Origin of the sequence: Bacteroides sp. D1 (assembly GCF_000157095.2) — a bacterium.
GTDB classification, from domain to species: domain Bacteria; phylum Bacteroidota; class Bacteroidia; order Bacteroidales; family Bacteroidaceae; genus Bacteroides; species Bacteroides xylanisolvens.
Map to the genome: position 1 here is coordinate 305941 of NZ_JH114343.1, position 13560 is coordinate 319500.

Consider the following 13560-nt stretch of genomic DNA (forward strand, 5'->3'; position numbering starts at 1 on the left):
TTATTGGATTATGTCTTCTTTAAATAGAATACAATTAATAAAAATGGACAGATTGTCTATAACTTTCTGTAGTTTTGCATCTTCATATACCCGGAAAACAAAACCGAAAGGATCACTTTCTTTTATTCCGGAAAAAGCGAAAACGAATGTTCCGTCTGTTAACATTACGGGGCCTAATGAGATTGTTACAGAAGGATCTTTTACATAATATAGGTCAGAGCTAAGAATTTCGAATGAGAGATATAAATTGTCCTCGAAGACTCCTAGGTTTTGACCGGCCCCAAAAGCCAGGCAATTGTCTATGGCTTTTGCTTTCAGTTTGTAAGGCAATCCGGTTAGAATGTTTGAAAGCAGGTATGTTCCGTCTTCCTGTTTCTCAATGGTGACATCTTTCAAACCGTAATTCATTTGCCCGTCTGAAAACATACCTTGCCATGTTCCGGTAAGCTCGTCAACATCATATTGTATTACCTGATAAGAAGCCGATCTGTCTTTTGCTGCCACATTGACAATAGCTCCTCTCATTTTTCCGGAGGTATTTTCTTTTACCTTGAAATTTATTCCCTTCGCATTCTGTTCAAATGACAACCATTCTTGAGCTTCTGCGGGTATGTCTATTGTATAATCGAAAGAACTTTGTAGTTTTATTGGCAGAGTAGCTGCTTTATTGTCGGTACGGAGCATCCATTCGTCTTTGCCGAAGATGAAAACAGCTCCGGATTGATTGATGTTGAATGCTTCTGTCTCTACTCCGTTACTGATTGTCAATAAAGCATTTCTACCGGAGTACCCGGTATTTTCTTTTACTTCGAATACCACTTCATTAGGATTTACTTCTTTCAGCACACACCAATCGACGTCAACATCTGCTGTTATATTTCCTGTTGACTGAAGTTGTATGTATCCTTTTCCGCCGGTAGCTTGGAAATTAGTATTTACAGCTTTGATTTCTAACTTGGATTCGCTGCTTTCCGTATCATTGCATCCCGCTATTGCTACGCTGCAAAGTACAAATAAGAATATATTAAAAAGCTTTCTCATAATCGTATTAATTACTTTCGTTTTCTTTTACCATTAAGATTGAGTTATACCAGCTCCAGTAACCCATTAGTCCGGAGGTTGAATATTCATCAGATGAATAAGCCCAGATTATCAATGATGTAATTTCCTGGCTTGCTTTATCCGCAAAGTAAAAAGTGAAAGGGTTGCTGTTTGTCGTCACATTTACCAATCCGTTGCGTAGGCGTGATGGCAGACTTAATTCTGTGTGGGCATAGCCTTCCACACCTGCCGCGCACGCAAAGTAATAAGACGATGAAGAAGTCGAACTTATACTTTGTGAATCTAAAACTAGTTTTCCGCTGGCTTTGTCATACTGGAGGGTGAAGTTGAATCCGCCAATACTTTTCAGTGTATAACTTTCTCCTCTGACTTTAGGAGAGATGGTTACAGATTGCGAAGTTGGCCCTTCGTCATAATCGTCAATCGTTGCAGTGTAGGTACCGATATAGTCTTCATATTGTAGATAGTTTTCGGGATAATATTCTTTAAGTACGATGTCAGTTGCTCCTGCGTCGGTACAAACAAATAGTCTGGACTTTCTATCCCATTTGAAGTTTTGGACTTCAAGTCCGTTGACATTGTACGGGGATTGTAACTTTAATCCTTTTTCTGTGTAGATATAGGGTAAACTTCTTGCACTACTATAATCGGCGCTGTAAGCGGAGAATGTAGCCATTGTGCCATTGTTGCGTATAAAGTAATTCAGTACTTGTCCGCCTTTCTCCATGCGGTATGTATTTAGAAAAGCATCTTTCTCAATGTTAATGATATCTTCAATCTGAATACGCCATGGTATATCTTTGGGCATAGGCGTCATCTCCATTATGTTTTTGTATTTTTTTCCTTGCAGAATTACTTTGTCGGGAGTTGCGCTCATTATAATAAACTCGTAATCCCCTCCTAGGTTCATGTTCAGGCCTAAAGGACCTGAAAACATATGGATCAGTGGGTTGTATGAATCGAAAGTGAGCATTGTGCTTTGTTCCGATTTTACTTGATACAGAGAGGTTATTATAGTTCCCGGTTTATAGCTTTCTGCGCCTGTTTCCGAAGCCATTTCTACCTGCTTCCCGTCAAATTTCATTAGTAAAGTGACTGCACCTGCAGAATAGTTGCTTCCTATGTAATATTCCAGTTTCCAGCCGTTCGGCACATCTTTAAGAATCTCCTGGCATTTGATTACATCGGCTGTGGCTCTATTGGCAGATGATTCGTCGAATATTTCTTCTTCGGAGAAAAGACAAGATTGCAAAACAATGCAGGCCAATGCCAGAAGTGTGTATATGGATAGATATTTCTTCATAATTTTCATATTTTATTCAATAATACTTAAGTCTACATAGCCGTTTGCTATGTCATCCTGGCGTCGTAGAACAATCTCGCGTAATTCGTCCAGATTGATTCCCCAGGTTTGTTCCATATAACTATAGACTATTTCGAATTTCTGCTTTATGAGTGCACGGCCGTTTTCACCGGCATTTTGCAGCATGTTATTCCAGTAGTCTTTGGTATTTGTGACATACACTGCGATGTTCTCCACAAAATCTTCACGTGATTCACTCATTGCATAAGGAGTGACAAATCCTTGTTGCCATGCATTGCGGTCGGCTCCCACCATATACCAGTCGCTACCGATGTAGGCATTTTCCGTAATACGGTCAAAGGCCGGATCGTAGTTTTTAGTTTGATGCAGAATATGTGCGAACTCATGGTGCATTGTCTGGAAATAGTAGTCGTTTAACAGGTTAATATCTATTTGGTCGGGATTGATGTCATTTACATTGTATAATGTAATTTTCATGCCGCCTTCAGCTGTTCCTAATACCATAGTTCCATTGTCTTCATAGGCGGGGGAACCGATAAAGTGGATTGTCTTAGGAATATATTGGCGTAAGAAGTTCGGATTACCTGTTGCTTCATCGTATGCTTCCAGCCACACATGTTTGATAATTTTAGCCAGTACCACAGACTTTTTGTATTCGGCAGGTGCTAATATGTGTGTCATGTCGCTCTCGTTATCTTCCATGCGATATTTTAATGCAATGTTGTATGGATGGGTATAATTGCCTAATATCCATTTGTCGAATGGGTTACGATCTACTTCTTCTGTGGAGAAAATGCTGTTTGCTTTGTCTACGTCTTCGTCATTGTTGCAAGCACCCAGTCCACAGGTCAATGTCATGATTAAACTGTATATGATATATTTCTTCATATTTTTTTCCTCCTAAAGTTATTTAGTCATTTCTTGGATTTGGTTGCATACCTGCTGTAATGACACTGGCCGGTAGCTGAATTGCACGTCTGGGGTCATTCGTGTCCATCTTGTCGGTGATATTCACCAAGGTATAACCTTCATAATAGCGGCGGTAGATTATAATGCCATAGCGTTTTATATCTTGCCATCTAAGCCCCTCTTCTAAGGTTAGCAGACGTCTTGCATGTAGAATACAATGTATTAGATTCTCCTGCATTCCTTTTTCTACTACAAAATCCGGATGCAATTCCTTTTTTACTGTCGGAGCTTCCGGTGTGTAATATTTTAGTCGGGCATAAAAATCATTGATTGTCTCCTTGGTCAAAGTTTGGGTGTTTTTTGTAAAGGCTTTCTGCCAGGCATCTATATCAGCGGCAGCTTCGTCATAACGTTTTAGTAACGTGTAGGCTTCAGCCCGGCAAAGCAATGCTTCGTCGGTGGTAAAAGCAGGATACAGCATATAGCCGATCCAACTGTTGCCCGACGTGAATTGCTGATAGATAACTAAGCGGCGGAATCCGTTCTTTATAGAGCCACCGGGTGAAAATGGGATCTGATGATAACTTGACTGATCTCCCCATGGACCTTCGGATTTACAACTTTCCGAAGCAGTAATATTGTTCATGCAATACCTTTCGCAGTTGGCATAACCCGGATCGGAAACCAATGGCCAATATGAAGCTGCTGATATTACCATTAGATTGGCACGGTTATCTGCATCTACATAAGCGTTCGGCTGTATATTCTTGTTGGGAGATAAAGCTCCTAATGCAGCCCAGTCACGTAAATATTGGGACGCATTATTACCGAGTACTATATTGGCATAATTGATAACTTTCTGACAGTTGGAAAAATCCGGTTGTGTATAATATAGATAAAAGCGGGCTGCAAATGCATAAGCGGCCTTCTTATTAAAATGATATTTTACCCGTGAGTAAATATTGTCATCAATTAAAGGCAGTCCTTCTTCTAAATCGGCTGCAATATTTTCGTATACTTCAGCAACTGTTCCGCGTGAGTATTGTGGATTTACAGATGTTTCCGGTTCTTTTATGTAAGGTATACCCAAGTCTTTGTCTCCATTTGTACCATACGCTTTGCAGAATGTGGTAGCTAATACAAAATGATTGTATGCACGGCATATCAAAGCTTCGCCTTTTTGGGCTGATAATGATTGAGGATTTCCCATCTGCTCAATAGCCGCCAAGGCTTGGTTGGCTGATGCAATCGAGTTATAACAGTCATTCCATAAAGCATGAGGAGAGTCCTGATTTTCTTCAGTCGTTTGTTGCCAACGGTACAAATGTTCGTTTAATCGGAAAAGGTAGCTGTATGCTCTGCTATTTTCATCGATATTGTCACTGTAAAATTCTCCTATGTGGCAGTTGGTAGTCATAGGATATGCAGATACCAGAACTTTAGTAATACTTTCTTCAGTAGTCAATTCGGTTCGGTTATCCGGCATTTCATCTAAAAAGTCACTACAGGAAGTTGTTCCCAAGCATAGAGCTGAAATGAGTGTTGTATATAAGACGTTTCTGTATTTCATCATTTTTATAATTATCTGAATGGTTAAAATCCTAATCTAAGAGTCAATGTAAACTGACGAGGTACAGGGGAAGCTACTCCACCGGTATTGAAGAATTCCGGGTCCTGTCCGTTGAGTTTTTTATCTGCATAAATCAGGAATAAATTGGTAGCCTGAAGTTTCAAAGATAAATTAGATATCTTTGCTGGTGCAATCCATGATTGGGGGAAGTCATAGGACAAGGATATTTCCTTCATACGGATAAAGTCTCCCTTGGCAATTCGTTCTGTAGAATAATTGTAGGCATTATATGCATACATTAAATCTTTATTATCTTCATATTGGCGTTTCGAGATAATAGCGGGGATATTCGTGCGTTTCTCATCACCCGGCACTGTCCAGCGATTCTTGAATTCGCGTGGCATAGAAGATAAGTCACTGTATTGATAGCTGAAACATGGATTCAAACGTACTACATTACCAAATGAATAGGTGATGAATACATTCAGTTTGAATGCTTTATAAGTGAAAATATTACCAAAACTTCCTGTTATGGTAGGATCAGTAGGACCTTCATATTTTAGGTAGTCTATGTTGTCACGTGTCTGAAAATCAATATCGGTACTGGTTATTTTTCCATTGATATTATACATCGGGATACCATTTGAATTTAGGCCGACAAATGGAATGGAAAACAAACCACGTACCGGGTAACCCTGACGGGCAAAACCGTAACCTGAAACTAAATCCATTACGCTGGAACGGGCATTCAGTTCTGTAACTTCATTTTTTGCTTTGGAAAAGATGAAGTCTGTATGCCATGAAAAGTTTTTCGACTGGATATTCTTACTTGAGATGGTGAACTCGATACCATGTGATTTCATGGAAGCTATATTGGCATATTTGTAGATAGAACCGCCTACTCCTTGTGTCGGGGTAATACCAATCAGGTCATAGTTGTTGCGTTTATACCAGTCGATCGAAAAATTGATCCGGTTGTCTAAGAATCCCATGTCGGCACCGATGTTCAACTCATGCTTTTTTTCGTAGGTTAATTCACTGTTTTCAGGATCAGATACATAAAGTCCTGTTTCCTGTCCGCTGGTGAAAGGACGAAATGGTGAATAACTAGTGATTATGGCATGTGAGTTGGTCACATATTCCGGTCCTCTATCGGCTGTTAAAGAGTAGGATGCTTTGAATGTTAAGTGTGACAGTACAGAGCTGAATGTCTTGAAGAAATTTTCTTCATGTACATTCCATGCTCCTGACATATTCCATGTAGGAAGCCAGCGGGAAGAACGGCTTTTTCCCATGCGATTGGTGCCTTCATAGCGGAATGTTCCGTTTACTGTATAACGTCCATCATAAGAATAAGTTGCGTTGGCAAAGCCTGCTACACTTCTTGTTGTTGTATGGTTTAATCCATAATAGCTTTCACCGGATTCAATGCCCTTCTTGAAGAATTCATATACATACGATGGTATTTCACCCATTGTATATTGCATTCCCCATCCTTGAAAATAATTTTGCATACGTTTCAAATCATTTACTTCCATACCGGCGAAAAGATTGGTTATATGCTTTTCTGCAAATAAATGATTCCAGGATGCTGTGGCACGGAAGTCTACCCCCAACATACGATAGTCCTTACGCTGGTAAATACCTCCTTCCGGTAGTATACTGATAGGCAAAGCATACGGATTATCCGGATTGGTATACAATAAGTTGTTTTCGTCACGAATGGTAGCGTCGTCCATTCCTGTGCGATAAGCGGTTGCCTGATTCGAGTGATCTTTGATGTTGTGTTCTTGTGAAGAAGCCTGATATCTGACTGCTCCTAATGCACTTAGCTCTAATTCCGGAAGGGCTTTCCATTTTATTTCTCCTTGAAATTTAACATCAGCTACATTCAAGTCCATATAATTGTTATCCAATTCATGGAGGATATTGAACGGTGCATAGTTGGCTGTATAGTCAACTGTTGGATCTAGTGCGCGTGATGTATTTAGTGCATACGAATAGGGATTGATGTCAAACTGACGGGTAACTTCTCCACTTGCTGCATTAACCTCTGAACTTAGTGTCCCGGGGGCTTTCTGTTTACGGTAGGAAGCACTGGAGATCAGGTTTATAGATAAATTCTTATATATATTATATGTTGTATTTAAATTAGCAGTATAACGTTTTACTTCACTTTGTTTATACCATCCCGGATCTGACATCGCACTTAATGAAGCATAGAATGAAGACTTTTCAGTTCCGGAAGTGATGCTGACCGAATGGTTTTGTGTAACGTTGTTGGAAAATAAGGTATTGAACCAGTCGGTATTTCTCATTTCCGCTTCGCGCAGGTAAGCATTACGTGCTTCCGGCGTGTTGGCAAGTCCGAATTGTCCTGTAACCGGGTTATATTGATTGATTAATTGATACATACGTCCATATACACCACTATCTTTGGCACGGTAAGTATCGCTGTTATTAAGCCATCCTTTCTGCTCCATCTCTTTGTAGATTCCCATTTGTTCCTGCGAATTCATAATGTTGAATTCTTTATAACTGGGAATCATACGGGTTGTAAATTCACCGGTATAGCTCATTTTGCTAACGCCGGCTTTTCCCTTCTTGGTTGTTACTACAATAACCCCTGCCATGGCTCGTGCGCCATAGATAGAGGTTGCTGATCCGTCTTTCAATATTTGAAAGCTCTCGATATCATCTGAATTCAACCCGGCAATGGCTGAACTGATTAGCGTCTCTGCATCACCGGAAGATAAGTCATCCGGACCTACGTCAATAGCATCCTCCATGATGACTCCATCTACTACCCATAATGGCTTTGAACTACCGAAAATAGATGTGGCACCGCGTACCCGAATTTTCGGGGCAGTACCAAACGTGCCGGAAACATTTTGTACAGATACGCCTGCGGCGCGTCCTTCAAGTCCACGGCTGATATCAGGCAAACCATCTAGTTTCACTTCATCTGCGGACAATTGTTTGGTTGCTCCTGTAAACAGGCGTTTATCCATTTTTTGCATACCTGTTACTACTACTTCTGATAAAGTTTGTACATCAGGCATTAATGTAACATTCATAGTTGGGGTAGGAGTCAGATCTTGTGGCTTCATTCCTATATAAGAAAATTGTAACAGGGATTTATTGGATACATTTTCTATCGAAAACTTTCCGTCTATGTCTGTTAATACACCGGACTTGCTTCCCTTGATGACAACAGTTGCACCGATGAGAGGCTGTCCGTCATCACCGGAAATTACCACTCCTTTTACATTGAATACTTTCGCTTGTTTGGAAGGACCTTTGGAAGTAATTGTGATAAATTGATCTTCAATATGGTATTCTAGTGGCTTATTGGCTAAGATAATATCGAGAGTCTGCTCTATACTCTTATCTTTGACAGAGCCGGAAACGGTGAATTTCTTGACATCGTCATACGTAAATAGGATTTTGTAGCCGGAGAGTTTTTCCAGACGTTTAAGTACGGACGGCAATCGTTCGTTGCTAATCTCAATCGTGATTTTCTTTTGTGATTGCGTTTGAGCATTAACTTGGTAAGGCTGGAAGCACAATACGCATAGAAAACACACAATAAATAAGTTCCAATTATTTCTCATACGTTTGTTTTTAATAACACTATTTGGATATGTTTATATAACTAATGCGTACGAGAAAAGAAAATGGATACCCCTTTTGCGATTTATTTTTTAATAAAAGTGATATTTTGTTGTTTCTTGCATAGATTTGTTATACTTATGCAATAAAAACCTAGTCTATGGTAAGCGTATTGCCTTGCAAGGTGACAGTGACTTTTTTCATTCTGTTAAGCAATGAGATTGTGTGCTCTAAATCTTTAGTGCGATCGGATATGAAGTGCATTTTATATGTCATTGCTTCTTTGTTTCTGAATTCTATGTTTACATTGTACCAGCGTCCTAAGTTTTGCATAATATCTTTCAATGTAATATTGTCAAAATAGAAATAGCCGTCTTTCCAATAGACGTAAGAGTCTAAGTCTACTTCTGTTAGAACGAAATTTCCATCAGATTGCAGGTGTGCGTCTTCTCCCGGATATAGTCGGGTATATGATCCTCCTTTTGTGTTACTTACTTCTACTTTCCCGTTAATAAGTACTACATGAGTATCTTCGGGAGTATAGCTACGTATATTGAATTCCGTGCCGAGAACGCGGGTTTGGACTGTCTTGGTTTTTACAATAAAGGGATGCTTGGCGTCTTTGGCCACCTTGAAATAAGCTTCGCCTTCTAAAGTAACGATACGCTCGTTGCCAATAAAGGCTGTAGGGTAAACAAAATTACTATTAGCATTCAGCCAGACTTCTGTGCCGTCACATAATACCACTTTGAAACTTTCACCTCGTGGCACGGTAAGTACGTGTGTCTGTGTAGTTGTTGAGATGACTTGCCTATAATCCAGCTCTTTCTTTTCAGACTTTGCGATGGCGGTTTTAGGCAGGACTTGATTGTTTGACTGCGGTTCGTCTAACACAATTTTTTCTCCGTCATCTTTTTGCAAAACAATATGTTGGGGAGTAGTATCAGCAGTGAATACAGTGATTGGTTCGAGTGCAGGGGTTGTCAGGCTATTAATTAAATAGTAACTCCCGAATAGAACGGTAATCATGGCGGCTATTCCGATAGTTATCTTCCAGAGATTGGAACGCATTCGTGTTGAATGTTGTTTTTTCTTAAATCGCTCCAATTCCATTTCTACATTAGGAAGTTCTATTCCTCCTTTTTGTTGCAGAAAAAGGCTACTATCCATGATGTCGCGACAAGCCTGCAGGGTTTCTTCATTTTTAAGCATTTCCTGCAGTTGTTCGACGTTTATTTCTGAAGAGCTCTCCATAATGTCGAGCGCCTTCTCTACAGATTCATCTGTATTATTTATATTGTCAATATCTTTATTCATCACTGTTTGACTGTATCATACTTATTTATATTACGTTTAATCATAAAATAAAGATACCTGATTTATGATTTTTTTGCACATTCTTCACGTATCACCTGTAATGCTTTCACAATATGCTTCCTGACTGCACTGACACTGATATTTAATTCTTCTGCCACTTCCTGATATTTCTTGCGTTGAATATAACATTCTTCTAAAATATGCCTGGTATGTGGAGTCAGTTTTTCCATTGCCTTGCTGATATGCATCATTCTTTCATCCTGCTCCAGATATTCCGTTTCAACATAACTTTTGGTCAGTTCGGAATAGATTTGTACATACTGTTCATGTATATTCTGATGTCGCAGGAAGTCAATGCTTTTGTTGCGAACGTAAATGTATAGATAAGATTTAGCCGTGGCTTTATCTATTTTTGCATAATTGGCCCAAATAAATTCGAAGGCGTCGCTTACGATATCCTTGCTAGCCTCCATATTATTAATCAGGTGAAATGCATAATAATAAAGTTGAGGATAGTACTCTTTAAAAAGAAAATCAAAATCGGCCTTATCTTCCACGTGCTTTAAAAGTGTTGAATAGTAAATAAATCGCGTTGCAAATAAACAAATAATAATTGAGAAAAGCAAAATGGCTTTTATTTTATATTTATCGTATCTTTGTGGCATCATATTTTTTCAATTAATATTCATGTAGGACCTGAAAAGTAATAATGGAGAGTATTTTAATTACAGGCGCGAGTGGTTTTATCGGCAGTTTCATCGTGGAGGAAGCGTTGAAGCGAAAGTTTGGTGTGTGGGCCGGGATTCGTTCTACGAGTAGCAAGCGGTATTTGAAAAACCGGAAAATCCACTTTCTGGAACTGGATTTTGCGCACCCTAATGAACTTCGTGCCCAACTCTCCGGGCATAAAGGCACTTACAACAAATTTGATTATATCATTCATTGTGCCGGTGTTACAAAGTGCCCCGACAAGCACTCTTTTGACTATGTAAATTATCTTCAGACCAAATATTTTATCGATACGTTGAAGGAGCTGAATATGGTTCCGAAACAGTTTATCTATATAAGTACATTGAGTGTGTTCGGACCTATACGTGAGAAGGACTATACTCCGATAAAAGCGGACGACCCTGCGGTACCCAATACTGCTTATGGATTGAGCAAGCTGAAAGCGGAGTTGTATATTCAGAGTATGCCCGGTTTCCCTTATGTCATTTATCGTCCTACAGGAGTCTATGGACCTCGTGAAGCTGATTACTATCTGATGGCAAAGTCTATCCGGAAACACGTTGATTTCTCGGTAGGTTTCCGTCGTCAGGACTTGACTTTTGTGTATGTGAAAGACATTGTGCAGGCTATTTTCCTGGGAATAGAGAAAAAAGTAGTTCGTAAGGCGTATTTCTTGACAGACGGGAAAGTTTATAAAAGCCGTGCCTTTTCGGATCTGATACAAAAAGAATTGGGTAATCCGTTTGTTCTTCACTTGAAATGTCCATTAATTGTGCTAAAAGTTATATCTTTGTTCGCTGAATTCATTGCTACACGTTCCGGGAGGAGCAGTACCCTGAATTCGGATAAATATAAGATAATGAAACAACGCAACTGGCAATGCGATATAACCCCGGTAATGGATGAACTGGGGTATGTGCCCGAATATGATTTGGAAAAGGGAGTTCGGGAAACCATTGCCTGGTATAAAAATGAAGGATGGCTTTAGACTTATTTAAGCGCATAGAAACCCGGAAAGGGTTGTTTGCTGTGGAAAAGATTACATTGATTTATAATCTGTTGACTTCCATATTGATTCTGTTCCTGTTTCAGCGGATGGATCATCCATGGCACATGTTGCTGGATAGGGCGATGATCGCGGCAATGACTTTTTTATTGATGTATCTTTATCGTCTTGCTCCCTGTAAATTTTCGGCGTTTGTGCGTATTGTTATTCAGATGAGTCTGCTGTCTTACTGGTATCCGGATACTTTCGAGTTCAATCGTTTCTTTCCGAATTTAGATCATGTATTTGCAACTGCCGAACAGTTTATTTTCAATGGTCAGCCTGCTATTTGGTTCTGCCATACGTTTCCACATCTTATAGTCAGCGAGGCATTCAATATGGGATATTTCTTTTATTATCCGATGATGCTGATTGTGGCTCTATTCTATTTCATTTATAAATTTGAGTGGTTCGAGAAGATGTCTTTTGTGCTTGTCACTTCTTTCTTTATTTACTATCTGATTTATATATTCGTTCCTGTTGCAGGCCCTCAATTCTATTTTCCTGCCATTGGTATTGATAATGTATCTAAAGGTATTTTTCCTGCTATCGGTGATTATTTCAATCATAATCAGGAGTTACTTCCCGGACCGGGCTATCAGCACGGATTTTTTTATAGTTTGGTGGAAGGCTCGCAGCAAGTGGGTGAACGTCCTACGGCGGCATTCCCCAGTTCGCATGTAGGCATTTCTACTATTCTGATGATTATGGCTTGGCGTGGCAGCAAGAAGTTGTTTGCCTGTCTTATACCTTTCTATATGTTGCTCTGTGGGGCTACCGTATATATTCAGGCGCATTATGTGATTGATGCCATTGTTGGTTTCTTCTCTGCATTCCTATTGTATGTAGTCGTAACCTGGATGTTCAAAAAGTGGTTTGCGCAGCCGATGTTTAAATAGAAACCAAAGACCTTGACGTTTTAATTAGATCATGTTATTCTTCAGGAACAAGTACAAGTTCCTGAAGAATAGATATAATAGGTGCTGATTTAAATTTCCGGATTTTCTTTGCGTTGGGAAGTGATTTCATCAAATATCCGGAAAAGCTCTTCTTTTGTTTCTGCCCGTAACATCGCAATACGTGTGTTGCGGAAGTTAGGGATTCCCTTGAATAGAGGGCTTGCGGCCAGATGACGGCGTACATGCAAAATACCTCTACGCTCATCGAGCAGATTAACGCTGTCTACCACTTCCTGACGAAGTACTTCCATACACCATTCAAAACTAAGTGGAGGTAATTCTTCACCTGTCTCTAAATAGTGTTTTACTTCCTTGAATATCCATGGACGACCGAAGCTGGCGCGACCGATCATCACAGCATCTACTCCATAACGGTCAAAACACTCCTTACAGCGTTGAGGACTGGTCACGTCTCCATTGCCGATAATGGGAATATGCATTCTCGGATTATTCTTCACTTCGCCTATCAGTGTCCAATCCGCCTCTCCGGTATACATTTGTGCGCGGGTACGGCCATGTATAGTCAATGCGGCTATGCCACAATCTTGCAATTGTTCCGCTAATTCTACAATTACTTTATTGTTTGCATCCCATCCCAAACGAGTCTTCACTGTTACGGGTATTTTCACCGCATCTACGACAGCACGGGTGATCTCCAGCATCTTGGGGATATTTTGTAGCATACCTGCTCCTGCACCTTTTCCGGCGACTCTTTTCACCGGACATCCGAAGTTTATATCCAGAATGTCAGGTTGTGCCTGCTCTACAATCTTGGCAGCTTCCACCATTGTCTCTGTATCTTTCCCGTATATCTGGATGGCGACAGGACGTTCTGCGTCACTGATACTTAGTTTCTGTGCAGTCTTGCTGACAGCACGTATCAGTGCATCACTCGATACAAACTCGGTGTACACCATGTCTGCTCCGAATTTCTTGCACATCAGGCGGAAAGCCGGATCGGTTACATCCTCCATCGGGGCAAGTAAGATGGGGTGTTTTCCTAAATCTATATGGGCTATTTTCATATATAATA

General features: G+C 40.1%; 10 protein-coding genes. 2 read left to right on the forward strand and 8 right to left on the reverse strand.

Annotated elements, in window-relative coordinates; all coding sequences use genetic code 11:
- The 7 genes from BSAG_RS09770 to BSAG_RS09740 form a co-directional block, all read right to left on the reverse strand.
- Positions 1–1041 carry a BACON domain-containing protein gene (locus BSAG_RS09770; protein WP_004317014.1) on the reverse strand — a complete coding sequence of 347 codons (1041 nt, stop codon included), beginning with the start codon at positions 1039–1041 and terminating at the stop codon, positions 1–3.
- 7 nt (positions 1042–1048) lie between these two features.
- Complete coding sequence (locus BSAG_RS09765; protein ID WP_004317015.1) at positions 1049–2365, reverse strand: DUF4302 domain-containing protein; 1317 nt, start codon at positions 2363–2365, stop codon at positions 1049–1051.
- Positions 2366–2377: 12 nt separating this feature from the next.
- Positions 2378–3274, reverse strand: a complete 897-nt coding sequence (locus BSAG_RS09760; RefSeq protein WP_004317016.1) for a putative zinc-binding metallopeptidase — start codon at positions 3272–3274, stop codon at positions 2378–2380.
- Between the two features lie 22 nt (positions 3275–3296).
- Entirely contained in the window at positions 3297–4865 is a 1569-nt protein-coding gene (locus BSAG_RS09755) for a RagB/SusD family nutrient uptake outer membrane protein (protein ID WP_004317017.1), read from the reverse strand.
- A 23-nt stretch (positions 4866–4888) separates the two neighbouring features.
- Positions 4889–8479, reverse strand: coding sequence for a SusC/RagA family TonB-linked outer membrane protein (locus tag BSAG_RS09750; RefSeq protein WP_004317018.1), 3591 nt, complete (start codon positions 8477–8479; stop codon positions 4889–4891).
- Positions 8480–8630: 151 nt separating this feature from the next.
- Positions 8631–9794, reverse strand: coding sequence for a FecR family protein (locus BSAG_RS09745; RefSeq protein ID WP_004317020.1), 1164 nt, complete (start codon positions 9792–9794; stop codon positions 8631–8633).
- A gap of 62 nt (positions 9795–9856) precedes the next feature.
- Positions 9857–10459: an RNA polymerase sigma-70 factor gene (locus BSAG_RS09740; protein ID WP_004317021.1), complete on the reverse strand. Its 603-nt coding sequence runs from the start codon at positions 10457–10459 to the stop codon at positions 9857–9859.
- A gap of 44 nt (positions 10460–10503) precedes the next feature.
- Here BSAG_RS09740 and BSAG_RS09735 point away from each other — a divergent pair, with 44 nt between their 5' ends.
- Together BSAG_RS09735 and BSAG_RS09730 are read left to right on the forward strand one after the other, a co-directional pair.
- Positions 10504–11511, forward strand: coding sequence for an NAD-dependent epimerase/dehydratase family protein (locus BSAG_RS09735; protein ID WP_004317022.1), 1008 nt, complete (start codon positions 10504–10506; stop codon positions 11509–11511).
- Positions 11502–12467, forward strand: coding sequence for a phosphatase PAP2 family protein (locus BSAG_RS09730; RefSeq protein ID WP_004298541.1), 966 nt, complete (start codon positions 11502–11504; stop codon positions 12465–12467). The genes BSAG_RS09735 and BSAG_RS09730 overlap by 10 nt, the downstream gene beginning before the upstream one ends.
- An 89-nt stretch (positions 12468–12556) precedes the next feature.
- On the opposite strand, the gene dusB is transcribed toward BSAG_RS09730, so the two are convergent.
- Positions 12557–13552: a tRNA dihydrouridine synthase DusB gene (gene dusB / locus BSAG_RS09725; RefSeq protein WP_004317023.1), complete on the reverse strand. Its 996-nt coding sequence runs from the start codon at positions 13550–13552 to the stop codon at positions 12557–12559.
- Between the last annotated feature and the right edge of the window lie 8 nt (positions 13553–13560).

What these genes read in the sequence shown, in the direction of transcription:
- BSAG_RS09770 (WP_004317014.1), bottom strand. Translation starts at nt 1,041, where the DNA reads ATGAGAAAGCTTTTTAATATATTCTTATTTGTACTTTGCAGCGTAGCA.
- BSAG_RS09765 (WP_004317015.1), bottom strand. Translation starts at nt 2,365, where the DNA reads ATGAAGAAATATCTATCCATATACACACTTCTGGCATTGGCCTGCATT.
- BSAG_RS09760 (WP_004317016.1), bottom strand. Translation starts at nt 3,274, where the DNA reads ATGAAGAAATATATCATATACAGTTTAATCATGACATTGACCTGTGGA.
- BSAG_RS09755 (WP_004317017.1), bottom strand. Translation starts at nt 4,865, where the DNA reads ATGAAATACAGAAACGTCTTATATACAACACTCATTTCAGCTCTATGC.
- BSAG_RS09750 (WP_004317018.1), bottom strand. Translation starts at nt 8,479, where the DNA reads ATGAGAAATAATTGGAACTTATTTATTGTGTGTTTTCTATGCGTATTG.
- BSAG_RS09745 (WP_004317020.1), bottom strand. Translation starts at nt 9,794, where the DNA reads ATGAATAAAGATATTGACAATATAAATAATACAGATGAATCTGTAGAG.
- BSAG_RS09740 (WP_004317021.1), bottom strand. Translation starts at nt 10,459, where the DNA reads ATGCCACAAAGATACGATAAATATAAAATAAAAGCCATTTTGCTTTTC.
- BSAG_RS09735 (WP_004317022.1), top strand. Translation starts at nt 10,504, where the DNA reads ATGGAGAGTATTTTAATTACAGGCGCGAGTGGTTTTATCGGCAGTTTC.
- BSAG_RS09730 (WP_004298541.1), top strand. Translation starts at nt 11,502, where the DNA reads ATGGCTTTAGACTTATTTAAGCGCATAGAAACCCGGAAAGGGTTGTTT.
- dusB (WP_004317023.1), bottom strand. Translation starts at nt 13,552, where the DNA reads ATGAAAATAGCCCATATAGATTTAGGAAAACACCCCATCTTACTTGCC.